The 25903-nt window shown below is 72.7% G+C and carries 16 protein-coding genes; 6 read left to right on the top strand and 10 right to left on the bottom strand.

All coding sequences use genetic code 11. The annotated features are described in order from the left end of the window. Window positions 1–53: 53 nt before the first annotated feature. Window positions 54–443, bottom strand: a complete 390-nt coding sequence (locus tag FJ657_RS05110) for a tautomerase family protein (RefSeq protein WP_141162537.1) — start codon at window positions 441–443, stop codon at window positions 54–56. 217 nt (window positions 444–660) lie between these two features. Between FJ657_RS05110 and FJ657_RS05105 the strand changes: the two genes are divergently transcribed. Then, window positions 661–1092: a hypothetical protein gene (locus tag FJ657_RS05105; RefSeq protein WP_141162536.1), complete on the top strand. Its 432-nt coding sequence runs from the start codon at window positions 661–663 to the stop codon at window positions 1090–1092. Between the two features lie 151 nt (window positions 1093–1243). Here the strand turns inward: FJ657_RS05105 and FJ657_RS05100 are convergent, their stop codons facing one another. Further along, window positions 1244–1978 carry a FadR/GntR family transcriptional regulator gene (locus FJ657_RS05100; protein ID WP_141162535.1) on the bottom strand — a complete coding sequence of 245 codons (735 nt, stop codon included), beginning with the start codon at window positions 1976–1978 and terminating at the stop codon, window positions 1244–1246. A gap of 198 nt (window positions 1979–2176) precedes the next feature. Between FJ657_RS05100 and FJ657_RS05095 the strand changes: the two genes are divergently transcribed. After that, window positions 2177–4183 (top strand): 2-isopropylmalate synthase, encoded by a 2007-nt coding sequence (locus FJ657_RS05095; RefSeq protein ID WP_141162534.1) that lies wholly within the window; start codon window positions 2177–2179, stop codon window positions 4181–4183. Between the two features lie 87 nt (window positions 4184–4270). Here FJ657_RS05095 and FJ657_RS05090 read toward each other — a convergent pair whose 3' ends face one another. From FJ657_RS05090 to FJ657_RS05080, 3 genes are all read right to left on the bottom strand, one after another. Continuing rightward, window positions 4271–4804: a GNAT family N-acetyltransferase gene (locus FJ657_RS05090; RefSeq protein WP_141162533.1), complete on the bottom strand. Its 534-nt coding sequence runs from the start codon at window positions 4802–4804 to the stop codon at window positions 4271–4273. A gap of 323 nt (window positions 4805–5127) precedes the next feature. Then, on the bottom strand, window positions 5128–6495 hold the full coding sequence (locus tag FJ657_RS05085) for an aminotransferase class III-fold pyridoxal phosphate-dependent enzyme (protein WP_141162532.1): 1368 nt from the start codon (window positions 6493–6495) through the stop codon (window positions 5128–5130). After that, entirely contained in the window at window positions 6492–8171 is a 1680-nt protein-coding gene (locus tag FJ657_RS05080; RefSeq protein ID WP_181408871.1) for an aminotransferase class I/II-fold pyridoxal phosphate-dependent enzyme, read from the bottom strand. Before FJ657_RS05080 ends, FJ657_RS05085 begins: the two co-directional genes overlap by 4 nt. Before the next feature lie 211 nt (window positions 8172–8382). Here FJ657_RS05080 and FJ657_RS05075 point away from each other — a divergent pair, with 211 nt between their 5' ends. Then, complete coding sequence (locus FJ657_RS05075; RefSeq protein WP_255447148.1) at window positions 8383–9207, top strand: glutamine amidotransferase-related protein; 825 nt, start codon at window positions 8383–8385, stop codon at window positions 9205–9207. Window positions 9208–9413: 206 nt separating this feature from the next. Here FJ657_RS05075 and FJ657_RS05070 read toward each other — a convergent pair whose 3' ends face one another. The 4 genes from FJ657_RS05070 to FJ657_RS05055 form a co-directional block, all read right to left on the bottom strand. Further along, on the bottom strand, window positions 9414–10967 hold the full coding sequence (locus tag FJ657_RS05070) for a DUF6716 putative glycosyltransferase (protein WP_141162531.1): 1554 nt from the start codon (window positions 10965–10967) through the stop codon (window positions 9414–9416). Window positions 10968–10993: 26 nt separating this feature from the next. Continuing rightward, window positions 10994–11866, bottom strand: coding sequence for an N-acetylneuraminate synthase family protein (locus FJ657_RS05065; RefSeq protein WP_141162530.1), 873 nt, complete (start codon window positions 11864–11866; stop codon window positions 10994–10996). Next, window positions 11832–13295, bottom strand: a complete 1464-nt coding sequence (locus FJ657_RS05060) for an acylneuraminate cytidylyltransferase (protein WP_141162529.1) — start codon at window positions 13293–13295, stop codon at window positions 11832–11834. The genes FJ657_RS05065 and FJ657_RS05060 overlap by 35 nt, the downstream gene beginning before the upstream one ends. 200 nt (window positions 13296–13495) lie before the next feature. Next, window positions 13496–19657 (bottom strand): Ig-like domain-containing protein, encoded by a 6162-nt coding sequence (locus FJ657_RS05055; protein WP_141162528.1) that lies wholly within the window; start codon window positions 19655–19657, stop codon window positions 13496–13498. A 374-nt stretch (window positions 19658–20031) separates the two neighbouring features. Between FJ657_RS05055 and FJ657_RS05050 the strand changes: the two genes are divergently transcribed. The 3 genes from FJ657_RS05050 (at window position 20032) to FJ657_RS05040 (ending at window position 22320) form a co-directional block, all read left to right on the top strand. Continuing rightward, window positions 20032–20406 carry a glyoxalase superfamily protein gene (locus FJ657_RS05050; protein WP_141162527.1) on the top strand — a complete coding sequence of 125 codons (375 nt, stop codon included), beginning with the start codon at window positions 20032–20034 and terminating at the stop codon, window positions 20404–20406. A 115-nt stretch (window positions 20407–20521) separates the two neighbouring features. Continuing rightward, window positions 20522–21553 (top strand): ATP-binding cassette domain-containing protein, encoded by a 1032-nt coding sequence (locus tag FJ657_RS05045; protein ID WP_141162526.1) that lies wholly within the window; start codon window positions 20522–20524, stop codon window positions 21551–21553. Next, window positions 21553–22320 carry an ABC transporter permease gene (locus tag FJ657_RS05040; RefSeq protein WP_141162525.1) on the top strand — a complete coding sequence of 256 codons (768 nt, stop codon included), beginning with the start codon at window positions 21553–21555 and terminating at the stop codon, window positions 22318–22320. The genes FJ657_RS05045 and FJ657_RS05040 overlap by 1 nt, the downstream gene beginning before the upstream one ends. A gap of 138 nt (window positions 22321–22458) precedes the next feature. On the opposite strand, the gene FJ657_RS05035 is transcribed toward FJ657_RS05040, so the two are convergent. Next, window positions 22459–25683, bottom strand: coding sequence for an AfsR/SARP family transcriptional regulator (locus FJ657_RS05035; RefSeq protein WP_141162524.1), 3225 nt, complete (start codon window positions 25681–25683; stop codon window positions 22459–22461). Window positions 25684–25903 lie beyond the last annotated feature (220 nt).

The following is a 25903-nucleotide window of genomic DNA, read 5'->3' as shown; positions in this document are numbered from 1 at the left end:
CGGATCGGCGTCGGGGCGGGTTCCGGGGGTGCGGGCCGAGCCGCCGGGCCCGGTCAGACGTCGACGCGGTAGCCGAGCTCGAGCTCGTCGGCGACACGCCCGCGGATCCCCCAGTTGACCTTCGGCGTCTCGGTCAGCGTGATCTCGACGCTGTGCGGGTCGATGCCGACCTCGTCCCGGATGCGCGCGAACAGCTCGCGGATCAGCATCCGCTTCGCCGCCTCCGAACGCCCCTCGAACAGCGAGATCTCGATGATCGTGTAGTCGAGGCCGCGGTCCCCCGGGTGGATGAAGTCGCCGGCATCCAGCCCGACGAAGCGATGGAACCGCTTCTCTTCCGGGTAGTCGAGCGCCGCCATGACGGCGCCGTGGATCGCGTCGGAGAGGGCCGCGCGGCGGGCGGCGATCTGCTCGCGGTGACCGGAGACCACGACCTGCGCCATGGGGCCAGAGTAGCGATCGCGGCCGACGCTCCCCGGCCGGGGCACCGCATCCGCCGCTCCCGCTCGGGCGAGACGCCGCACGCCGTCTCGCCCGGAATCGCAGTCGAGAGACCCTCGCGGATACCCGTTCTGTCGAGACCCCGACGACCACCCCGCGTCAGGGTGAACCCCGAGCTGGGGACTGGGCGCAGCGGTCTGTCCTCCGTAGCTTGTGAGCGTGACCATGACCGCCCCCGTCTCCGTGCTCGAGCTCTCCGAGTTCGCACTCGAGCAGGGGCTCGGCGAGGCGCTCGCCGCCTCCGGCTCCGCCGTCGCCGCCAAGGCCGGCATCGCCCCGTTCGTCATCACCGAGCGCGCCGGCGAGCGCACCGTGCACCGCTTCGACAGCCCCACCGTCGGCCAGAGCGCCTCGGCCGCCCGCTACTTCCTGCGCGCCACCGCCGGCGGCTTCGACCGCGCCGTGCTCGTCTGGGACGGCTACGTCACCGTGCTCGGCAAGCGGGTGGATGCGGTCGTCGCCGAATACTCCGAGGCCGGCGCCGACGCCTCCACCGTCACGGCCCGCCGCTACCGCCCGAAGTCGCTGCTGCGCGGCGCCGCGGCGCTCGGCCCCACCATCCAGGTCGGCGCGGGTCACCCGCTGTTCTGAGCTGGGCTGGGCTGGGCTGCGGCTCCCGTGGCTTCGCTGACCGCTCCCTCCTCTGCTCCCGATCCGCAGTGATCGATCGGTCGCAAACTGTCGCCTGATGCGCACTCCAGGCGACAGTTTGCGACCGATCGGTGCTGGGGCGGGGCCAGCGTCAGCTGAGGGCGTCGCGCAGGGCGAGCAGGTGCGCGCGCACGAGGGTCGCGGCCCGCGTGGCGGCGCCGTCGGCGACGGCCTGCGCGATCACGGCGTGCACGTCGTGATCGGCGTCGTCGCCGAAGCGGCCCGGGCCGCGCAGCACCAGCAGGTCGACCATCGCCTGCCGACTGCGCGGCACGAAGGCGTCGAAGAGCTGGTTCAGCACCGGGTTGTGCGCCGCCGCGACGATCGCGCGGTGGAAGACGATGTCGGCATCCACGTGCGCCTCGAGCACCGAGCGCATCGGAAGCGCATCACGGGCGGCGGCCCGCACGACCTCGGGCCGGGTCGCGTCGCGACCCGCGAGCGCCGAGCGGATGCCGCGCAGATCGGCCGCCGTTCGACGCTCCGCGGCGAGCGCGGCCGACTCGGCCTCGATCGCGATGCGACCCTCGATCACCGCGGCGATGTCGGCGCGACGCAGGGCCGCATCCCGTTCGTCGCTCGGCTCGACGGCGGCGACGAACACGCCGGATCCCTGCCGTGTCATCAGGATGCCGCGCCCCGCGAGCTGGCGGATCGCCTCGCGAACGGTCGAGCGCCCGACGCCGAGCTCGGGAGCGAGCGTCGTCTCTCCGGGCAGCTTCTGCCCGAGCTCCCACTCCCCTGACCGCACGCGGTCGAGCAGAGCGGATGCCGCCTGATCCGCGAGAGGGATGCGCGGCTCGCGCGCGCGGGACGTCGGAGGCATAGGGGCGAGCCTAGCCAGAGCCGACCTCGCGGCCCGGCCCGGGCGTGCAACTTGTCTGAGGAGTTGTGCTAGCTTCGGCGCATGCTGCTCTCGCGCTCGCTTCTCTTTCTCTGCCACGGCGGGGTGTAGCCAGACCGGCTCCCCGACGTGGAGCCGAAGCGCGCCGGTCACCCCTTATCGAACGAGGACACGACCGACATGACCAGCACCGCACCCGCCTCTTCCGCGGCTCCCACCGCCGCTGCACCCGCTTCTTCCGCCGCGCCGGGAGCTCCCGTCGCCGCGCGTCCCGCCCCGGCCTGGAATCGCCAGCGCCCCTCGGGCATGCCGTCGCACCGCTACCGCAGCGTCGTCGACCGCGTCGAGGTGCCGCTCGCCGCGGCGAGCGCCGCGCCGCGCACCTGGCCCGACCGGCACACGACGGTCGCGCCGCTCTGGGTTCCGGTCGATCTGCGCGACGGCAACCAGGCGCTCGCCGAACCCATGGATCCCGCCCGCAAGCGCGCCCTCTTCGAGCTCATGGTGCGCATCGGCTACACCGAGATCGAGGTCGGGTACCCGAGCGCATCCCAGACCGACTTCGACTTCGTGCGACTGCTCGCCGAGAGCGGAGAGCGCGCGGTGAACGGCGGCGGGTCGACCTCGACCCCGGATCCCGCCCCGATCGCACCCGAGCACGTCACGATCGTCGTCTTCACGGCCGCGCGGCGCGACCTCATCGAGCGCACCGTCGAGTCGATCCGGGGGCTGCGCAACGAGGTCGTCGTCCACCTCTACACCGCCACCGCGCCGACCTGGCGCGACGTCGTGCTCGGTCGGGATCGTGCCGAGCTGAAGGCCCTCATCCTCGCCGCCGCCGACGACGTGCTTCGCGCCGCCGGCGACCTGCCGAACGTGCGATTCGAGTTCTCGCCCGAGGTGTTCAACCTGACCGAGCCCGGCTACGTGCTCGAGGTCTGCGACGCGGTGACCGAGCGGTGGGATGCGCGCCCCGAGCGCCCGGTGATCCTCAATCTGCCCGCGACCGTCGAGATCGCGACCCCGAACGTCTACGCCGACCAGATCGAGTGGATGCACCGCAACCTCGCCCGGCGCGACGGCGTCATCCTCTCGGTGCACCCGCACAACGACCGTGGAACCGGCGTCGCCTGCGCCGAGCTCGCCGTGCTCGCCGGGGCCCAGCGCGTCGAGGGCTGCCTGTTCGGCAACGGCGAGCGCACCGGCAACGTCGACCTCGTCACGCTCGCGCTCAACCTGCACGCGCAGGGCGTCGACCCGATGATCGACTTCTCGCAGATCGACGAGGTGCGCCGCGTCGTCGAGCACGCGAACCGCATCGAGGTGCACCCGCGGCATCCCTACGTCGGCGACCTCGTGCACACGGCGTTCAGCGGAACCCACCAGGACGCCATCAGCAAGGGCCTGGCCGAGCACCGCGCCCGCGCGATCGCCTCGGGCGTTCCGTCGTCGCAGCTCGACTGGCGCGTGCCCTACCTGCCGATCGACCCGGCCGACCTCGGACGCAGCTACGACGCCGTGATCCGCGTCAACTCGCAGTCGGGCAAGGGCGGCATGGCCTACCTGCTCGCCGACGCCTACGGGATCGAGCTGCCGCGGCGGGCGCAGATCGATTTCGCCCGGCACGTGCAGCGCGCGACCGACGCGAGCGGGCTCGAGGTGGATGCGGCGGGGCTGTGGAGCGTGTTCGAGCGGGCGTACCTGGGGGTTCCGGGGGGCGGCGCCGGGGAGGCCGGCCCCGGTGCTGGTCGCCCGGGCGCGGTCACGGCGGGTGCGGATGCTGGCGCTGGCACTGGTGCTCGTGCTGCGGCACCGGGCGCGCGGGTCGAGCTGACGCTCCTGACGACGGACTCGGGATCGGCCGGGCGCATCCGGGTCGCCGTACGCGTCGACGGGGTCGAGCACGCTGCCGAACTCGACGGCGTCGGCCCGGTCGAAGCGGTGACCTCGGTGCTGGGCGCGGCGGGCATCCACGTCGAGGTGCTGTCGCTGCACACGACCTCGCTCACCGCGGGCAGCGACAGCGAGGCGCTGACGCTGATCGAGTTCCGGGACGGGGCGGCGGATGGGGGCGGCGACGGTGTCGGCGGCGCGGCGAGCTGGGCGGCCGGACGCGACCGTTCGGTGCTGACGGCATCCGCGCGCGCCGTGACCGCCGCGGCCGAACGCGTGCTCGCACGACGCTGACTCCCCCGCCCCGAGCTCGATTCTTCAGTTCGCGTCCCTCAGGGTCATCGAGAGCGACGCGAACTGAAGAATCGCGGGGGTTCCGGGTCAGCGCGCGGGGATCGCGATCTTGAAGCCGGCGTGCGAGCGCTCGAAGCCGAGGCGCTCGTAGAAGCGGTGCGCATCCACCCGGTCGACGTGCGAGGTCAGCTGCACCAGCGCGACGCCGAGTTCGGGCGCCGCCCGCTCAACGACCCAGCGCATCAGCGCGCCGCCGATGCCCGACGAGCGGCGGTCGCTGCGCACCCGTATGGCCTCGACGGTCAGGCGGGTCGCACCGCGGCGGGCCATTCCGGGGATGCGCGTGAGCTGCAGCGTGCCGACGATGTCACCCTGAGGGTCAGCGCCGGTGCTGCGCTCGACCGCCACGACGAGGTCGTTGGCCGGGTCGGCGAGGATCTGCTCGAGCGCGGCGAGGTACGCGGGCGCGTCCTCGTCGGCGGCCACGTCGCCGCGCGAGGCGCTGATCGCGTCGTCGGCGAGCAGGCCGATGATCGCGGGCGCATCGGCGGGCGTCGCGCGCCGCACCTCGACCTCGGTGTCGCGGGCCGTCAGGGTCACGGGAAGGGTGAGCTCGAGCATCCACCCCAGTCTGCCGCTCGGTCGCCGAAGCGCGCCGAATCGCCCACTTCTGACGGCATAGGAGGCCCCAACCCGACCGAAGCGGGCAACTCACGGACGTGCCCAGCCTGCCCCGGCACGACCCGAGCCCGACACCGCGAGTTGCCCGCATCCGCGGCATGCCCGCGACGACACACCGCCGAAGCGGGCAACTCGGGAACTCCCCGAGCCAGCACTCCGCGAGTTGCCCGCTTCTGCCGGGATAGGAGGCCCCAACCCGACCGAAGTGGGCAACTCACGCCCTTGGTGAGCGCGAGCGGGAACGGCTGCGCATCCGGCCCGGGTCAGAGCAGCGCGGCGAGCGCCTCGTCGATGACCTCGAGGGCGTAGGCGAGCTGGCCGTCGGTGACGGCGAGCGGGGGAAGGAAGCGGATGACGTTGCCGTCGCTTCCGGCGGTCAGCAGCAGCACGCCGCGCTCCCCCGCGAACTGCGAGATGCGACCGGCGAGACCCGGGATGGGGATGGTCGTGCCCGGCTCGGTCAGCTCGAACGCGATCATCGCGCCGTGCCCGCGCACGTCGCCGATGACGTCGTGCTTCGCAGCCAGCGCGCGCAGCCCCGCCGTGAGCACCTCGCCGATGCGGTTCGCCGCCGCGAGAGGTTCGCCGGTCGCCAGCTGCTCGAACACCGACAGCGCCGCGGCGATCGAGACCGGGTTGCCGCCGAAGGTGCCGCCGAGTCCGCCCGGGTCGGCGGCGTCCATGATCTCGGCGCGTCCCGTGACGCCGGCGAGCGGGAGGCCGCCGGCGATCCCCTTCGCGGTCGTGACGAGGTCGGGCTCGAGACCGAACAGCTCGCTCGCGAACCAGGTGCCGGTGCGGCCCATGCCCGACTGCACCTCGTCGGCGACGAAGACGACGCCGTTCGCGGTCGCCCACTCCTGCAGCGCCGTGAGGTAGCCCTCGGCGGGCACGATGAAGCCGCCCTCGCCCTGGATCGGCTCGGCGACGACGGCCGCGAGGTCGCGCGTTCCGATGCGCTGCTCGAGGTAGGCGATCGTGCGGGCCGCCGCCTCGGCGCCGGTGAGCCCGTCGCGGAAGGGGTAGCTGTTCGGAACCCGGTGGATGTCGGGCGCGAGCGGCCCGAACCCGCTCGCGTAGGGCGCGGCCTTGTGGTTCATTGCGCTGGTCAGGTTCGTGCGTCCGTGGAAGGCGTGGTCGAGCGCGGCGACGGCGCGGCGTCCGGTGTGGCGGCGCGCGATCTTGACGGCGTTCTCGACCGCCTCGGCGCCCGAGTTCACGAGCAGCGTCTTCTTCGCGAAGCCGCCGGGCGTGCGCTCGGCGAGCAGCTCGGCGAGGCGCACGTAGCCCTCGTAGGGGGTGATCGTGAAGAGCGTGTGGGTGACCTTGCGCAGCTGTTCACTCGCCGCATCCGCCACCCCGGAGTTCGCGTGGCCGATCGTGGTGACGCCGATGCCGGCGCCGAGGTCGAGCAGGCGGTTGCCGTCGACGTCCACGATCCACGCGCCATCGGCGTGGTCGATGTAGACGGGCAGCGTCCAGGCGGCGCCGCGCGGCACGACGGCGAGGCGGCGCTCGTGCAGCTCGCGGCTGCGCGGGCCGGGAATCTCGGTGCGCAGCAGGGGGCGGTCGTCGGCGGGGGTGCTGCCGGCGGTGCTCGTGGTCGAGCTGACGGGGTCGGTGAGCGTCATGCGACGTCTCCTCTCGAAGGGGTGGTCGAGCCGCGGGGCGCGGTGGTCGTGGATGGCGGGGTCGCACCGCTCGCCGCACGCACGGCCTCGACCAGGTCGGCGGCGAGCGCCGCCAGCTGGGTGTCGTCGAGCTCGTGGATGGTGAGGCGGATCGCGTGGATGCCGGTGGCCGCGTCCAGGGCGAAGTCGGCGCCGAGGCGGGCGCGCCACCCGCGCTCGTGCAGGGCCGCGGTGACGGCGGCGCCGGTCGGCGGGGTGGGCGCGCCACCGGTCCCCGTGACGATCTCGCGGAGTCGCTGTGACTCGTGGGACGGACGAGGCTCATCCGCCTCATCCGTCACAGCAGCTCCGTGAGATGGTCTCTCGCCCGGGGCCGGGGCCAGATCCACCCAGACGTTGAGCCCGTCACCGGCCTGGACGCGCGCGCCGGGCACGATCTCGCGCAGCTCCGGCGAGGCCAGCGCCGAGGTCAGCACCTCGGCCGCACGCCGGTTTCGCGCCCGGTAGTGCTCGCGGGCGGCGGCGACCTGCCAGCGCACGCCGGCATCCGTCGCGAGGGATGCCGCGAGCCGCTGCAGCAGGTGACTCACCCAGGTGGTGCCGCCGCTGAGACGGGAGGCGAGGCGCTCGCCCGACGCGGGATCGGAGGCGATGACCGCGAGGCGCAGGTCGGGTCCGAGGAACTTCGACACCGAGCGCACGAGCGCCCAACGCCGGTGCCCGCGCGGCACGACCGTGCGGTACGGCGCGGTCGCGAGCTCGGAGAAGTGATCGTCTTCGATCACGAGCACACGCGGATGCCCGGCGAGGATGCCGCGCAGCGCGTCGGCCCGGGCGGCGCTGAGACTCGCGCCGGTGGGGTTGTGCGCGCGCGGCGTGAGCACGACCGCGCGCACCCCCGCGGCGAGCGCGCGCTCGAGACCGTCAGGCGTCATCCCCTCGGCGTCGACCGGCACGGGCACGATGCGGTGGCCGAGCTGCCGCGAGGTGGCGATGCTCGCGAGGAAGCAGGGATCCTCGAGCGCGATCGCGTCCCCGTGCGTGAGGTGCTGGGCGAGCAGGCGCTCGACCGCATCCACGGCGCCGCTCGCGACCGTGAGGGCGAGATCCGGCTCGTCGGGGCGGCCGGCGGCGATCCACGGGCGGGCCCAGGCGGCGAGGGCGGGATCGAGCGCCGGGGCGCCGTAGACGACGGGGGTGGATGCGGCGGGCTCGGACGCGGTGGCTGCCACGCCCGCGGATGCGGCGGGCCAGACCGGCTCGACCGGCTCGGCAGTCACGGCGGGCCCGGCGGCGAGACGCGCCGCGGCGGCCAGCAGGTCGGGCAGCAGGCGCGGGTCGGGGTTGCCGTGCCCGATGTCGCGCACGTCAGCCGGAGCAGCGTGGATGCGCTGGGTCCCTTCTTCCGGGAGGGCGAAGGAATGCGCGACCGACGTGCCGCCGCGTCCGGCCGTGACGACGGCGCCGGCCAGCGCGAGTCGTCGGTAGGCGGCGACGACGGTGTTGCGATTCACGCCGAGCGTCTCGGCCAGCGCGCGCACGGGCGGGAGCGCCGCTCCGGGAAGCAGGTCACCGATGTCGATGAGGTCGCGGATGCTGTCGGAGATCTCCTCGGCGGTCGCGCCGCGGATCGCGGCGCGCAAGGGCGGCAGGGCGACGTCGCTGCCTGCGCTCATGCTCACCTCCTGTCGTCGTGCGATCCGATCCCTGCCGGTCGTGCTGTCTCACGGCCGTGCCGCCGTCGACCGATCGCGGGTCTGTCTCGCCGCGGTCTGCGCGGCGACGGGCTTGATGCTCGCAGCCTGCAGAATCGCGGTCAGCGACTCGCGGGCCAGTCCGTCACGACCGGCCCGCGCGGCGCAGACTCCGGCATCGTAACATTGGCCTATGCCAATCATGCCGAGCATCCGACCGAGCGTCCGACGCACCGCCGTCGCGCTCCGTCACGTCGCCTTCGAAGACCTCGGGCTGCTCGAGCCGCTGCTCGTCGACCGCGGCTACGACGTCACCGTGCTCGACGTCGGGGTCGACGACCTGGCACCCGCTGCGGATGCCGACCTGCTGGTCGTGCTCGGCGGCCCGGTCGGAGTCGGCGACGTCGCGGCCTACCCGGTGCTCGGCGAGGAGATCGCGCTGCTGCGCGAGCGGCTCGGCGCCGACCGATCCGTGTCGAGCGCGGGGCGCCGTTCCGAGCGCGGCGCGACGACGTCCCGCGCTCGGAACCCGATCGCGCGCTCGGCGACCGCATCCGCCGCTCCCCGTCCGACGCTCGGCATCTGCCTCGGCGCGCAGCTCATCGCCGCCGCGCTGGATGCCGAGGTGCGCCCGACCGGGCGCGTCGAGATCGGCTACAGCCCGCTGACGCTCACGACCGAGGGCGCGGCCGGGCCGCTCGCCGAGGTCGCCGACGTGCCGGTGCTGCACTGGCACGGTGACGCCTTCGCGATCCCCGCCGGCGCCGCGCACCTCGCCGCGACACCCGGCTTCCCGAATCAGGCCTTCGCACTCGGCGCGACCGTGCTCGGGCTGCAGTTCCACCTCGAGACGGATCCCGCGCGCCTCGAGCAGTGGCTGATCGGGCACAGTGGCGAGCTCGCGGCGCACGGCCTCGACCCGCACGAGCTGCGCGCGCAGGCCCGCGAGCACGGTGCGGCGCTGGCCGACGCGGCCCGACGCGCGTTCACCCGCTGGCTCGACGCCCTGCCCGGGTAGCGCGAGTCGGCCAGTTCGGCTGGGTTGCGGGCCCCGAACCCGGCAGAACCGGGCAACTCGCGATCGCAGACCGCAGGGAACTCGCGCGGCGACACCGAGATGCCCGCTTCCGCGGCATCCGTGAGGCGACAGGCCGCGGAAGCGGGCAACTCACGTACTCGGAGACGCCGGGTCGCGGCGGAACGCGCGAGCGGAGTTCAGCGCACTCAGGCGGTGCGGCGCTCCGCGTCGTCGACGGGATGCGCAGCTGCCGCGATCGGCGCCACGTCGGCGACGGGCGCCGAGGTGAGCGCGATGCGCGGCTCGCGCGCGGGCGGCAGCTCCACCGCGACCAGCACGGGCTGACCCGCGGTCGCACTCGAGTCAGCGCCGGCACCAGCACCAGCACCAGCCAGCACCACCGGAACCGCCGCAGTCACGCCGTTCGGCCGCAGCATCCGCCGCAGCGCCTTCAGCGCGCGCTTCGCCCGGCGCCGGCCCCAGCCGAGGCAACGCAGCGCGAACGCGAAGGGCGAGCCGATCAGCAGCGCGACGTAGCCCGAGAGCGTGCGGTCGTAGCTGCCGAGCGCGCGCTTGCGATCCCAGGCCTCGCGCAGGCTGCCGCCGGTCGTACCGGCGTGCTGCGTGTGCACCTTGAGCTTCTCGTTGTCGCGCTTGCGGATGAGCTTGAGCAGCCGCTTCTCCCAGTCGTCGCTCGACGCGGGGTGGAAGTAGTTGTCGTCGAGCCACTCCGGGTGCGGGCGGCGGAAGCGTCCGGCGATCATCTCGCTGGCCGGCGCGAGCACGCCCGAGCCGACGAAGACCTTGTTGATCAGCTTCTTGCTGACGCCGAAGTCGTCGAGCAGCAGCACCGGAACGCCGAGTCCGATGGCCTCGATCGCGGCCGTCGAGCTGACGGTGACGAGTCCGGATGCGGTGGCGAGGTGCTTCGACATCGCCCCGCCCTCGACGACCAGGTTCGCGGGAGCTCCCCCGGGCAGCTCGGCGAGCAGCGCGCTGTAGTCCCACTGCTCGGCGTGGGTCTGCGCTTCGCCCGCGGCGGCGCGCACCTTGATGACGACCTTCTGACCGGGGTTGCGGCGCGCGGTCTCGGCGAGCCATCCCAGCAGCTGCACCCGGTCTTCGCGGTCGGCGGGCACCTTGGCCTGCGAGGCGAAGACGATCGGGCCGCCGGGCACGCCCGCCTCGACGATGTCGTCGGCCGGCGGGAAGAACGGCAGGCTCGCGAGGCCGAAGCGCTGCGGCACCGTCATCTTGTCGGCGAGCTTGCCGAAGTCGCGGATCTCGCGGGCGCTGTGCAGCACCATCAGATCGCTTTGCGAGCGGTAGGCGATGGCCTTGCGCGTCGCGGGGATCGAGATGCCGGGCAGTCCCGTCACGAAGATCGGGCGCCGGCGGGCGACCGCGAGGGCGGCGCGCAGCATGACCTTGACGACGGGACCGCGGGTGGCGAGCAGGACCGCATCCGGGTCGACGTCGGCGACGCGCTGGGCGAAGTCGGCGAAGTCGATCACCTCGGGCGGGGTCGCCGCCCAACGGGTGTCGGCGACGGCTGCGACGAGCTGGGTCGCGCTGGGCTGCAGCGGCGAACGCAGCACGAGGAAGTCGATGTCCCAGGTGTCGTCGGAGAGGCGGTCGACGAGCGACGCGCCCCACTTCACGTAGGAGTCGGAGTCGGCGATCGCGAGCAGGCGGCGGCGCGCCGGCGCATCCTTCCCGGTGGGGACGGATGCGCCGGCGCCGCCGGCAGCGTCGCTCACGCGACTGTCCTCACCGACAGCGTCGCTCACGCGCCGACGCGACGCAGCTTCGCCTGCGGCGCGAACTCGCCCCGCATGACGCGCTTGACGCCGTCGCCCAGCGCCTCCTCGATGACGCGGATGTCGCGCACGAGGCGCTCGAGGCCCTGCGGCTCGAGCGACGCGGCGTGGTCGCTGCCCCACATAGCGCGGTCGAGGGTGATGTGACGCTCGACCACGACGGCGCCCATGGCGACCGCGGCGAGCGAGATCTGCAGGCCGGTCTCGTGACCCGAGTAGCCGATCGGCACACCGGGGTAGCGGTGCTTGAGCGTGGTGATCATGCGCAGGTTCGCCTCCTCCGCCGGCAGCGGGTAGGTCGAGGTCGCGTGCAGGATGATCAAGTTGTCGATGCCGAGGGTCGCGACCGCGCGGTCGATCTGATCGAGCGTCGACATGCCCGTCGACAGGATGATCGGCTTGCCGGTCTCGCGCAGGCGCTGCAGCATCCCGAGGTCGGTGACCGACGCCGAGGCGACCTTGTGGGCGACGACGTTGATGTCCTCGAGGAAGTCGACCGAGGGCTCGTCCCACGGCGACGCGAACCAGTCGAGTCCGCGCATCGTGGCGTAGTCGCCGATCTCGATGTACTGCTCGCGGTCGAACTCGACCTTGTAGCGGTACTCGAGGTAGGTCATGGTGCCCCACGGCGTCTCGCGCGGGGTCGACTTCATGTGCTCGGGGGTGCTGATCTCGGGCGTGCGCTTCTGGAACTTCACGGCCTGCGCGCCGGCGTGGGCGGCGACGTCGATGAGCTTCTTGGCGTTCTCGACCGAGCCGTTGTGGTTGAGTCCGATCTCGGCGATGACGTAGACGGGAGCTCCGTCACCGATGGGCTGCGATCCGATTTCGACGGTCATGCGATTCCTGCCTCTCAGGGGGGTTGCGGGACTCATGCGTGTCGGGGTGACGCGGGTCCCGCCCTGCGTCGCCCCGTGAAGGGGTGGATGTGCGCCGCGCTTCGAGCACGCGGTCGGCGAGTTCGCGCACGGCGCCCTGGCCCTGCGGCGCGTCGAGCACGACGCACGCGACGGCGAGCACCTCGGGCGCGGCGTCGGCAGTCGCGACGGGCCAGCCGACGAGGCGGAGACACTCGAGGTCGGCGATCGTGGTGCCGAGGTAGGCGACCCGGTCGAGCTCGACCCGGTTCTGCTCGGCCCACCAGAGCAGGGCCGCGGCGGGGTCGTCGCTGCCGTGGATGAGGTCGACGTGCGTGCGCTCGGCGCGGGCCTCGGTGACGCGGCGCACCTGCTCGGAGAGCAGCAGCATCGGAACGCCGGCGTCGCGCAGCTGCTGCACTCCGCGGCCGTCGGCGCGGTCGGCGGGCACGTAGTCGTCGAGGTCGTCGCAGAGCACGACGCGCGCGTCGACGGCGACCTCGCCGAAGTCGGCGACGACGGCGTCGACGGGGATGGGCGTGACGGGCGGCGCGAAGCGGCTGGCGGTCGGCGCGGCAGCGGGCTCGGCCGCATGCGTCGTGGGAGCGGCCGCGAGGGCGGAGGTGGACGGGGTGCCGCCGTCGGCGCGGACCGAGTCGTCGAGGTCGGCATCGACGGCGGCCGCCCGCCCCCGCAGCGCCGCCGACCGCAGCGCCGCGCCGGCCTCGCCGGGGGCGTCGGCGTCGAGCACGGCGGCGAGCGCCTCCGCCATCTCGAGCTCGTCTTCGGTGTCGATCTCGATCGCCGTGCGCGGGTCGACGAGCGCGAGGCCGACCCGGCCGAAGAAGCGGTGGCGGGCGTCGCGGAATCCGGGCGCGCGCATGACGTAGAAGGCGCCGGTCTCGGCGTAGGCGGCCTCGCGATCCTGGCGGCGGGGCCGCACGGCGGCGTCATGGCCGAGGCCTTCGGCGCCGGCGGGCCCGACCCGCCAGAGGAAGGTCCAGTCCTCGACGGCCGAGAACACTGCATCCTCGTCGCCGTCGGCCACACGGCGCACGGCCTCGGCGAGCGCGACCGTGTCGATGAATGGCGAGGTGGCCTGGATGAAGACGAGGATGTGCGCACGCTCGCGCGGGTCGACCTCGCCGAGCGCGTGCAGCAGCGCCGACTCGCTGCCGGCCGTGTCGCCGGAGATCTCGGCGGGGCGCTCGACGATCGAGGCGCCGGCCTCGCGGGCGACGTCGGCGATCTCGACGGAGTCGGTGGAGACGACGACCTGGTCGATCGCCTCGACGCCGAGCGCGGCGATGACGCTGCGTGCGACGAGCGGCACGCCGCCGACCGGGCGGAGGTTCTTGCCCGGCACGCCCTTGGAGCCCCCGCGCGCGGGAATGACCGCGATGACCGTCATCGTGCGCACCTCCCCCGGGGCCTGTTCGGGCCAAGGTAGGAAGCCGACGAGACGCCGCGGCGGGCGACGGGTGAACGCGCGGTTGCGGTCGGATGACGGAGTGGTGGGACCGCTCGGGGTTCACGGGACGCGACGACGAAGGGGGTGCGACCGGATCATCCGGCCGCACCCCCTCACGTCATCTCGACGTCACCTGCGACTCAGGCGGTCGCCGTCCGGCGGCGCGCCACGAGCAGCGCGCACGCCCCGCTGAGCAGCAGGAGCAGGGCCACGAGCCCGCCGACGACGCCCTCGACACCGGTCGACGCGAGCGCCTGCGCAACCGGCGGCGGCACCGGCGCGTACTGGATGCTCAGGGTCGCGCTGGTCGTGTTGCCCTCGAGGTCGGTCACCTCGTAGGTGATCGGCGCCGGGGTGCCGGTGAATCCGACCGCCGGGGTGAAGGTGATGGCGCCCGTGGTCGGGTCGACCGACCAGATGCCCTCGCCGAGCACGCCGTAGCTGGTCACCCGCTGGCCGGTCTTCGGGTCGACGATGCGCACCGAGGTCGGGTCGAAGGCGCCGCCGTCGTTGCCGAGCACGTTCACCGTGACCGGCTGACCGGGCTTGTTGTTCTTCGACACGTCGGCCGCGGCGACCGGCTTGTAGGTGACGGTGACGGATGCGGTCGCGGTGTCGCCGTCCACGTCGGTGACCGTGTACTTCACCGGGGTCGGGTTGCCGGTGTAGCCGGCAGCCGGGGTGAAGGTGACGGCGCCGGTCACGGCATCGACCGTCCAGGTGCCCTGCCCGTCGACCACGAGGGTCTTGCCGTCACCGGGGGCGCCGACGATGACGACCGAGGCGGCGACGAACGCGCCCTTGTCGTTGGCGAGCACATCCACGGTGAAGGGCGTGCCGAGCTTGCCGCCGTTCTTCACGTCGTCGACGGCGACCGGGGCGTAGTTCACGCCGACCGATCCGCTGATCACGGTGCCGTGGTTGCCGATGGCCTCGTACGTGATCGAGGTCGGGTCGGAGGCGAAGCCCTCGGCCGGCTCGAACGTGATGACGCCGTCCTCGTCCACGGTCCAGGTGCCCTGGCCGTCGACCACGAGGGTCTTGCCGTCACCGGGAGCGCCCACGATCGTGACCGAGGCGGGGTCGATCACGCCGCGGTCGTTCGCGAGCACGTCGACCTTGGTCTTGAGGCCCAGACCCGGCGCGTCGGCCGTGTCGGCGACCGCGACGGGCTTGTAGGTGACGGTGACCGTGGCGTCGGAGGTCAGGCCGCTCGTGTCCGTGACGCGATAGGTCACGGAGCTCGGGTCGCCCTCGAAGCCGTCGACCGGCGTGAAGACGACCTGACCGGCCGAGTTCACCGTCCACGTGCCCTGGTTCGGCACCTGCAGCGAGGTGACGAGCGCGCCCTCGGCGCCGATCAGCTTCACGTCGGGGGTCGAGCCGAAGCTGCCCGCGTCGTTGGCGACGACGTCGACCGTGACCGGCTTGCCGACCTCCTGGTCGGCCTTGGTGTCGTTCGCGGCCTGCGCCTGGAACGTCACCGTGACCGTGGTCGCCGGGATGCTCTGACCGGTGCCGTCGCCCGCCACGTAGCTGATCGGGGTCGGGTTGCCGACATAGCCGTCGACCGGAGCGAAGGTGATCTTGCCGTCCGACAGGGAGACCGTCCAGGTGCCCTGGTCGTCGACCACGAGGGTCGTGACCGGGCTGCCCGGGTGAGCGGGGTCGACGATCTTGACCGTCGCCGGCTTCAGGTTCTTCGAGTCGTTCGCGAGCACATCCACCGTCACGGGCTTGCGCAGCTCGTTGGCGGGGCTGGAGTCGGCGGCGGCCTTGACCACGTAGGTCACGACGACGCCGGCCGACGCGGTGACGCCGAAGCCGTCACCGGCCGTGTACTTGATCGCGGTCGGGTTGCCGGAGTAGCCGTCCTCGGGCTTGAAGGAGATCGCCCCGGTCGTCTCGTCGACGGTCCAGGTGCCCTCGCCGGTGACCTCGAGGGTGCGGCCGTCGCCGGTCGCGCCGTCGATCACGACCGTGTCGGCCTCGAGGTTCTTCGAGTCGTTCGCGAGAACGTCGACGGTCACGGTCGCGCCCTGAGCCTGACCGCGCTTCTCGTCGGCCTTCGCCGCGACGGTGAAGCGCACGGCGACGGTCGCGGTGACGGCCTCGCCGCTCGCGGTCTTCGCCTGGTAGGTGATCGGAGCCGGGTTGCCGGTGTAGTCGGCGTCGGGGGTGAAGGTGATCTCGCCGGAGGCCGGGTCGATCGTCCACTTTCCGCCGGTCACGGTCAGCGTGTCGACCGCGTTCGTCGTGTTCGACGGGTCGGGCAGGATGCGCACCGAGCCGGGCAGCAGGTTCTGCGTGTCGTTGCCGAGCACATCCACCTTCACCGGCAGGCCGGGGGCCTTGCCGTCGGCGACGTCGTTCTCGGCGTCCGGCTGGTAGGTCACGGTGACCGCGGTCGCCGGGATGCTCTGGCCGGTGCCGTCGTCGGCGACGTAGCTGATCGGGGCGGGATCGCCGGTGTAGCCGTCGACCGGGGTGAAGGTGATCTTGCCCGTGGCGGGGTCGACCGTCCACTGGCCGCCGGTCACGTCGAGGGTCGTCACGGGGACGCCGGGCGCGGCCGGGTCGACGATCTTGACCGAACCGGGCAGCAGGTTCTTCGAGTCGTTGGCGAGCACATCCACGGTCACCGGCTTGGTGACGGCCTGGTCTTCGGCCTTGTCGGCGACGGCCTTCACCACGTAGGTGATGGCGACCTCCGCCGTGTCGGCGGCGCCGAAGCCGTCGCCCGCCACGTAGGTGATCGGGGTCGGGTTGCCGGTGTAGCCGTCCTCGGGCTTGAAGCTGATCGCGCCGGTGCCGGGGGCGACGGTCCAGACGCCCTGGCCGTCGACCGTGAGGGTCGTGACGGTCGTGGCGCCCGAGGCGTCGGCCGGGTCGACGATCTTGACCGAGCTCGGCACGATGTTCGCCGAGTCGTTGGCGAGCACGTCGACCTCGACGGTCGAGCCCTGCGCCTGGGCGGGCTTGCTGTCATCGGCCGCGGTCACGGAGAAGCGCACCGTGACGGTCGCCTGCTTCGTGTTCCCGTGGTCGTCGCTCGCCTGGTAGGTGATCGCGGCGGGGTTCGCCGTGTTGCCGGGCTTGGGCGTGTAGGTGATGTGGCCGTTCGAGGTGCCGACGGTCCACTCGCCGTCGGCGACGGCCAGCGTCGTGACCGGGGTGCCGGGGTTCGCCGGGTCGACGATCTTCACCGACGCGGGGTTCAGGTTGGCGGAGTCGTTCGACAGCACCGCGACCTCGACCGGCTGCTTCGGGGTGGCGCCCTCGACGAGGTCGTTCACCGCGTTGGGCACGTAGCCGATCGTCACCGAGGTGGCGGGGATGCTCTGGCCGGTTCCGTCGTCCGCCGTGTACTTGATGGCGGCGGGGTTGCCGGTGAAGCCGGTCTCGGGCTTGAACGAGATCTCGCCGGTGGTCGCGTCGACCGTCCAGACGCCCTGGCCGTCGACGGTCAGCGAGGTCCCGGCGCCGGGGGCGCCGACGATCTTCACACTCGACGCGAGCAGGTTCTTCGAGTCGTTCGCGAGCACATCCACCGTCACGGTGGTCTTGGGCTCGTTGTTCAGCTTCTCATCGGCGGCCGCCTTCACCTCGTAGGTGACGGTGACCTTCGCGGTGGCGGTGGCGCCGTGGCCGTCGGTCACCGCGTAGGTGATCGGAGTCGGATTGCCGGTGTAGCCGCTGTTCGGCGCGAAGGTGATCTCGCCGGTCGTCGCGCTGACGGTCCAGGTGCCCTGGTTCGCCACGATCAGCGTGGTGACCGGGGCACCGGAGTTCGCCGGGTCGACGATCGTGACCTTGGTCTTGTCGACGTTCTGCGAGTCGTTCGCGAGCACATCCACGACCGCGTTCGTGTTCTGCGCGACACCGGTCGTGCTGTCGGCCTTCGCTGCGACGACGTAGCGCACCGTGACGGTCGCGCTGACCTTGTTGCCGAGCGTGTCGAGCACCGAGTAGGTGATCGGGGCCGGGTCGCCGGTGTAGCCGTCGGCCGGGGTGAAGGTGATCGCGCCCGAGTCCGGGTTCACGGTCCACTGGCCGCCGGTCACGTCGAGGGTGCGTCCGTCGCCGAGGGCGGTGTCGATCGTGACCTTCGTCTTGTCGACGTTCTGCGAGTCGTTCGCGACGACATCCACCGTGACCGCGGTCGTGAGCGCCTTGCCGTCGACGAGGTCGTTCTTGGCGGATGCGGAATAGCCGACCGTCACGGTGGCGGGCTGCGTCGTCGTGCCGGCCGCGTTCGCCGCGGTGTACTTCACCGGCGTCGGGTTGCCGGTGTAGTCGGCGATGGGCGTGAAGACGACCTTGCCGGCGGAGACCGACCAGGTGCCCTGGTTCGCGACGACGATCTTGCCGTCCGCGTCGGCGCCGACCAGCTTGACGCTGGCGGCGGTGAGGTTGGTGGAGTCGTTCGCGAGCACGTCCACGCTCACGGCCTGGCCGGGAGTCTTGCCGGTGACGGTGTCACCGGCCGAGGCCACCTCGTAGCCGACCGTGACGGTGGCGGCGGGCGACTTCTGCCCGTTCGTGTCGGTGACGGTGTAGCTCACCGGGGCCGGGTCGCCCGAGTAGTCGGGGCTCGTCGGCGTGAAGGTGATCTGGTTGTTCGACACCGTCCAGGTGCCGCCGGTGACCTCGAGCGTCGTCACCTCGGCGCCGCCCGTGCCGACCAGCTTGACGGCGTTCGCGCCGAAGGAGCCCTTGTCGTTCGCGAGCGGGCTGACCGTCGCGGGCTGGCCCTTCTGGGCCGGCGTGACCAGGTTGTCGGCGGTCGCGACCGGGGTGACCGTGATGGTGACCTTCGCGGTCGCCGTCGCTCCCGTCGCATCCTTGACCGTGTAGTAGAAGACATCGGTGCCCGAGAAGTCGGATGCCGGCGTGTAGCTGTACGAGCCGTCGGCGGCGACCGTGACGGTCGACGTCGCGTGGGCCGGCTGCGTGTTGCTGACGATCGTGACGCCGGGGGCGTCGTTCTTCAGCACGCCGTTCGCGGCCGCGACGTCGAGCTTCGTGCCGGAGGGCGTGCTGCCGGTGTCGTCGCCGGCGGCCGCCTTCGGAGCGACCGTGTACTTGACGCTGACGTCGGTGCCGTCGCCGTTCGCGGCGCCGGCGGGATAGGTGTAGGTCGCGGTCGGGCCGGTTCCGGTCTGGACGACCGTGCCGTCGGCCTTCGTGGCGGTCCAGGTGACGTTGTAGTCGTCGAGATTCGTGGTGCCGTTGCCTGCGGTGAGGGTCGAGGTGTAATCGTCGCCCTTCACGGCGAGCACGGGGCCCGCGGTGACGCTCGTGCCCGAGGTCGACGTGGTGGCCGGCGAGGTGGCGGTGCCCTGGTTGGTGTTGCCGGGCGTCGACAGGGTCAGCGTGAACTGGTCGCCCGCCTTCGCCGGCGTGCTCACGGTCGCGGTGGCCTGCGTGGTGTTGGCGTAGTTGCACGACGCGAGGTCGTTGGGCGAGTACGCGGTGGAACCGATCTTGAGGGCGACAGTCGGGCCGACCTGGGCGCCCGTCGCCGGGTTGATCTTGTACAGGTTGCTGCCCGAGGTCAGGTAGAGGTAGCCGTCGCTCGAGAATGCGATGCCGGGCGTGCTCGTGACGCCCGAGAGCGTGGTCACGAGCGCCGTGCCGATCGTGCCGGTCGGGTTGCTCGCATCCGTCGGGATCGCCGTCGTGGTGCGGTAGATGCTTCCGCCCGCGACGATGAAGAGAACACCCGAGGAGTTGAACGCGAAGTCGCCGGTGGTGGCGATGGAGCCGCCGTTCGGCCCGGTGATCCGGCCGACGATGCCGAGCTCGGCCGTCGCAGCCGGCTTCGTGGTGTCGTAGGCCACGAGCGTCGCCGGGCTGTTGTTCGACGAGAAGTAGAAGATGCCGTTCGCCGGGTTGAGCGCGCCGCGGATGATGCTGCCGGTCGCATCCTTGGTGCGCGTGATCGTCTCGGGCGTGCCGTTCGCCATGTTGAGGTGCACGATCGCGTTGCCGGCGCCGGAGCTCGTGTTGATCGCCCAGGCGTCGGTTCCTCCGGGCGTCACGCCGAAGCCGTTGTTGCCGGCGTAGTCGGTGACCTTCGTGATCTCGGCGTTGTTCGCGAGGTTGACCGCGTAGAGACCCGACGTCGCGGTCGACACCGCGTAGAGCGTGTTCTGATCGCACTGCAGGTTCGGCAGCGGCGCGGCCGAGGCGGGCGAGGCCGCGCCGACGACGACGAGCGCGCTCGCGGCGAGGGCGCCGGTGACGAGCGCGGCGGTCGCGGTGCGCAGGGGGCGGATGAGCTTCCGGGCAGACGGCATGGCAGCAGAGTCCTCAGACGTGTTCGGGTCAGTCAGACGCGGACCCGCTGTCGAGGCAGGCTTCCCGCCCGCTGCCGGCTCTCGATTCGAGGCGAGACCCGGCAGGCACAGGGCGTCGGGGAGCCGTTCGGAGTGCGGTCCCCCACCGCGCAGTTCGAGCCTATTCGTGCGCGGCGTCGGTTTCGAGCACTCGTCACCCCTCGGCGTGCCCCCAGTGTCGGGGGTACGGACGCCGTCCTCCGTTCGGAGGACCCGGCGGGCCCGTGTCCGCCGAGGTCTCCGAGGCGCCCGGCGGACGGGCGAGGCCTGTCGGTGGTCGCGCGTAGCGTTCCCAGCACGAGACACCACGAAGCAGGTACGACGAGGAGGTCGTCATGGTCGAGTACCGCATCGAGCTGATCCAGGTCCCGGTCGCCGATCTGAACCGCTCGCGCGAGTTCTACGGCGAGACGCTCGGCTGGAGCGTCGACTGGGATGTCGAAGTGGATGAGAAGACCCACTTCATCCAGGTCACCCCGCCCGGCTCGGCGGCGTCGATCGCCTTCGGCCGCGGCGTGAGCGAGATGCCGCCGGGGTCGCTGCACGCGCTCCAGGTCGTCGTCGACTCAGCCGATCAGGCGCTCGCCGACCTGACCGCCCGCGGTGTCGAGGCGCGCGGCGTCGAGGATCTCGGCTGGGGCCGCTTCGTCTTCTTCAGCGACCCCGACGGCAACTCGTGGGCCGTGCAGGAGCTGCCGAAACACGAGTGACGGCGGGTGCTGGGTCTGCCGGCCGACGGCCCTTGCTGCGGCCGTCGGCTGTCGGTGACAGCGGCTGACAGCGCGTGACAGCGGGGTGACAGAGCCGCCGGAGCACGCTGTCGCCATGACCAAGGCAATCGAGGCTCACGGCCTCACCAAGCGCTTCGGAAAGACGCAGGCCCTCGCCGGCATCGACCTGGAGGTCGACGAGGGGCGCGTGCTCGGTGTGCTCGGACCGAACGGCGCCGGCAAGACCACCGCCGTCCGCATCCTCGCGACCCTCCTGCGCCCCGACGAGGGCACCGCGCGCGTCGCCGGCCACGACGTCGTGCGCGAGCCGAAGGAGGTGCGCCGCGCGATCGGCCTCACCGGCCAGTACGCGAGCGTGGACGAGGACCTCACAGGACTGCAGAACCTCGTGATGATCGGCCGGCTGCTCGGCCTCGACCGCCGCGCCGCGCGCGCCCGCGCCGACGAGCTGCTGACCGAGTTCGACCTCGTGGATGCGGGCGGCCGCACCTCGAAGACCTACTCCGGCGGCATGCGGCGCCGCCTCGACCTCGCCGCATCCCTGATCGGCCGCCCCAGCGTCGTCTACCTCGACGAGCCCACGACCGGACTCGACCCGGCCAAGCGCGACGACGTGTGGGACATGGTGCGCGTGCTCGTGAAGCAGGGCACCACCGTGCTGCTCACGACCCAGTACCTCGAGGAGGCCGACGCCCTCGCCGAGGAGATCACCGTGATCGACCACGGCCGCGTCATCGCCCACGACACCCCGCAGGGACTCAAGCGCCAGGTCGGCGGGCAGACGCTCGAGGTACGGGTCGCCCATCCGGCCGACCTCGCGACCGCGCAGCAGGTGCTCGCGCGCGTCGGCACCCGCGAGCCCGAGGTGATCGGCGGCGACCTCGTGTCGGTTCCGGTCAGCGGGGATGCGGTGCTGCCGGCGACCGTGCAGGCGCTCGCCTCCGAGGGGGTGCCGGTCGTCGAGTTCTCGCTGCGGCTGCCGAGCCTCGACGAGGTCTTCTACTCGCTCACCGGGCAGCGCGGGCAGGGCGGCGCGTCCGGCCCCGCCTCCGGGTCCGCATCCGCGGGATCCGCATCCACCAGCTCGCTCGAATCGGCCAGCTCGAACGAAGGGGAGGCCGTCTGATGCGCGACTCGCTCATCCTGGCGCAGCGCTCGGTCACGAAGATGTTCCGCAAGCCGGAGCAGTTCCTCGACGTGACGCTGCAGCCGATCATCATGACGGTGCTGTTCGTGTTCATCTTCGGCGGCGCGATCGCCGGCGACACGAGCAACTACCTGCCCTTCGTGCTGCCGGGCATCATCGTGCAGACGGTCATGTTCACGTCGCTCACGATCGGCGTGAACCTCAACACCGACATCGAGAAGGGCGTCTTCGACCGCTTCCGCTCGCTGCCGATCGCCCGATCCGCACCCCTGTTCGGCGCCGTGCTCGGCGACATCGTGCGGCACGCGATCGCCGTCGGCGTGACGCTGCTGTTCGGCGTGCTGATCGGATTCCGCTTCCACACCGATCCGCTGTCGGCGGTGGGCGGCATCCTGCTGATGGTGCTCTTCGCGGTGTGCCTGTGCTGGGTTTCAGTGTTCATCGGCATGGTCGCCCGCACCTCGGGCGCCGTGCAGGGCCTGTCGTTCCTCATCACCTTCCCGCTGACCTTCGGCTCGTCGACCTTCGTGCCGGCCTCCACGCTGCCGAGCTGGCTGCAGGGCTGGGTGGCGATCAACCCCGTCACCCACGTGATCGAGGCGCTGCGCGGGCTGCTGTCGGGACAGCACTACATGGCCGCCGGCTCCTCGCTCGGAACCGAGCTGCTCTGGGTGCTCGGCTGGTGCGTCGCGCTCGTCGCGATCTTCTTCCCGCTCGCGATGTGGGCCTACCGCCGGAAGGTGTGAGCCGGCGTCGCCCGTCAGCCCCCGTGAGGGGTCGCAGAGGCCCCGAGAGGACCCGGAATCCGGGACTTCTCGGGGCCTTTGCGACCCTTCAGCGCTCCGCGGCAGCGCGCTCGCGCGTCTCGCGCGTCTCGCGCGAGGTCAGGGGGCGAGCAGCTCGGGGAGGCGGGTGAGCTCGCGGGCGGCAGCAGCCCGCAGGTCGCCAGCCACGTCGCCGGGCGGCGCGATGCCGCGCTCGCGCAGGCCCGCGCGCACCTCGCGCACCCAGGGGTCGAGCTCGTCGGGGATGCCGCGGGCCGCATCCGCCGCCAGCAGCAGCCGCGCCGCGAGCTCCGCGTCGCCGCGCGCCAGACAGACCCGCGCGACCGCGACGGCGGTCTGGGCGATCACGGGCAGGTCGTGGCTGTCGAGGGCCGAGCGGAGCGCATCCCGCGCCTGCTCATCGGCGGCGGCGACATCGCCCTGCAGCAGCGCGAGGTGGGTGCGCGCGACCGACTTCGCCGCCGCGAGCTGCGCGAACGGAGCCAGCGTCTCGTCGCTCTCGTCGAGGTGCGCGGCGAAGGCGGCGGCCGCGACCGCATCCCCCTGCTGCGCCGCCGCGATCGTCGCCGACGCGGCGGCCTGCGTGATCGCGCGCCGCACCCCGCTCGACAGCGTCTCGTCGAGCACCTGCTCGGCGCGGGCGCGCGCCGCGTCGGGCTTGCCCTGGCGGGCGAGGATGCGCACGGCCAGATCCTGCTGCTGCGCCAGATCCGCTTCGGAGGTGATGCGGCGCAGGTTCTCGGTCGACGCATCCGTGACCTCGAGCGCCTCGTCGAGGCGCCCGACGAGCGCCAGCCATTCGGCGCGCATCTGCTGCGCCACCGCGATCGACCACAGGTCGCCGATCTCGCTGAGCATGCCGAGGGCGCGCTCGGTCACCCGGCCGAGCTGCTCGACGTCGCCGCGGTTGTGCGCGAGCGAGGCGTCGACCACGAGCAGCAGCGCCGTCGGCCAGGGGTCGAGGCCCAGTTCGGCTCCGTCGACGCCGCGCAGCTCGGTGCGCCAGTCCGACCCGGGCTCGATGCGGCTGAGCATGAGGATGAACGACGCCACCACCTGCACGACCGGCGCCTGCCCCGCGTGCGGGCGCAGCTCGGCCGACGGACCGAGCGCCCCGAGCAGCGCGGCGATCACGTCCGGCTCCTCCGTCGGGCCGAGCCGCAGGAACACCTCGATCACCCGACCGGCCGCGGCGACGACCGTCGCCAGCTCGCCCTCGACGCGCGCGGCGAGCGGGGCGACCGACGTCATCCACTCGGCCGCTTCGGCGTTGCGGTCGCGCATCATCCAGTACCAGCTGCACGCGCCGAGCAGCTCGACCGCCGCGTCGGCCTGCTCGGTCGCGACCAGGTGCCGCAGCGCGCCGATGAGATTGTCGTGCTCGGCGTCGAACCAGGCGATGGTCTCGAGGATGCGCGGACCCCGCAGCAGGACATCGTGCGCCGCGGCCGCGCCGAGGGCGAAGACCGCCTGCGCGTCGCGCGCCTCCCGCTCACGTCCGGCGTCGATCAGGTGCGCGAGGCCGTACTCGCGGATCGTCTCGAGCGTGCGGAACCGCCCCCGCGCCCGCTGCACGAGCGACTTGTCGACCAGGGCGTCGAAGACGGCCGGGTCGGGGATGCCGAGCGCGGCGATCGGGGACGCGGGCGCGGCCGTGGGGGCGGCGGCGGATGTGGCTGGCGCGGGCGGCGCAGGCGCGGCCGACACGGGCGCGCCTGCGTCGGTCGCCGACCCGACAGCCGACGCCGTGGAGGTCGGCGAGGCCGCGCGCGTCGACGACACAGCCCGCGCATCCACCACTGCGAGCCCCGCCGGGAACACCGCCAGAACCGACAGGGCCGTGCGCTCGCTCTCGTCGAGCAGGCTCCAGCTCCAGTCGATCGCGGCGCGGAGCGTCTGGTGGCGCGGCAGGGTACCGCGGCCGGGGCCGGCGAGCAGCGCGAAACGGTCTTCGAGTCCGACCAGCACCTCGTCGACGGTCAGGGTGCGCAGCTTCGCCGCGGCCAGCTCGAGCGCGAGCGGCAGCCCGTCGAGGTGCAGGCAGATGCGCGCCGCGACGGCGAGCTCCGCGTCGTCGAGGTCGACACCGCGGGCGGCGCGAGCGCGCTGGCGGAACAGGTCGATCGCCGGGAAGGCGCGCAGCCGCTCGGCGTCCGACGCGAGTCCGCCGTCGAGTCGCGCGGCGTCGGGATGCGCGAGCGGACCCAGCGACACGAACGCCTCGCCGGGCGCGCCGAGCGGCTCCCGACTCGTGGCGAGGATGCGCAGCTCGGGCAGCGCCGACAGCAGCGTGATCGCGACCTCGGCCGCCGCATCCAGCAGATGCTCGGTGTTGTCGAGCACGAGCAGGGCGCGCCGCCCGGCGAGGGCCTGCCGGGCGCGCTCGCGCGGCGGCGTCGTGTCGGGCTGGTTCTCGGCGTTGCGCAGCTCGCGTCCGGTGGCGGCGAGCACCGCCGACCAGATCTCGGCCGCCGCGACCGACGCCAGTTCGACCACCAGCGCCGGCTCGCCCGTCGCCGCGACGCGGGCGCGCGCAGCCTCGATCGCGAGGCGCGTCTTGCCGGCGCCGCCGGGGCCGAGGATCGTGACGAGCCGGTTCGCGTCCAGCTGCGCGGCGACGTTCACCAGCTCGGCGGCGCGCCCGACCAGCGGCGTGAGCGGGACGGGGATGAGCGGGAACGGATGGGCCGGCGGCGTCGCGGCGGGCGCATCCGACGACGGCGGCAGCGGCTCCGGCTGGTCAGCGGGACGAGACGACGCGGTCTGCGCCACGGGCGCGGTCGGCGCCGCGGCAGTGACCGACGAGCCGGACTCGCGCGCCGCATCCACCTCGGCCGGGATCGCGCCCGGCATCCGTCCGCCCAGCTCGAGCGCCGTCGTGCGGTCGGCGAGCAGGTCGCGCGCGAACCAGTCGAAATCGGGCGACGGCAGCCACGGCTCGCCACGCCAGAGTGCGAGCGCGGCGGATGCGAGCCGCACGGTGTCGGCGGGATCGGGCGTCGCGACCGCGGCGGCGACGAGATCCTGGAACACGAGCGCGTCGACATCCGCTCGGGCGAGCGCGAGACGGTACCCGCCGGTCGTCGACTCGATGGATGCGGCCGGCAGCTGCGTGCGCAGGCGCGACACGATCGACTGCAGGGCGCCGCGCGGATTCTCGGGGGTGTCGATCGGCCACAGGTCCTCGGCGAGCGCGCGGTAGCTGACCGCCGTGCCGGCATCCGCCGCCAACCGGAACAGCAGCGCGAGCTGCATCGCCCCCGACACGGCCACCGCGGCGCCGGCGTGCTCGATGCGCCACCCGCCGAGCACCGTGATCTTCACGCGTGAAGCCTATTCAGGCGGGGATGCGCGGACGCGGTGCGCGCGCGTTGCGCGCGGCAGTGATGCGCGGGGTGGTGCACACGGCGGGAGTGCGGGAGGGGGAGCGCGCGGGACTGGCTGAGCCGGGCGGGATACTGGCGAGCCGGCGCTCCGACCCGCCCCGCGACGGCGACACCGCGGCCGGCCAGTATCCGCGCTGAGGTCTGACGTCGGCCGGGAA

The sequence above is a fragment of the Schumannella soli genome (genome assembly GCF_006517435.1).
GTDB lineage: Bacteria > Actinomycetota > Actinomycetes > Actinomycetales > Microbacteriaceae > Schumannella > Schumannella soli.
This window is presented reverse-complemented; position numbering and strand designations above follow the sequence as displayed.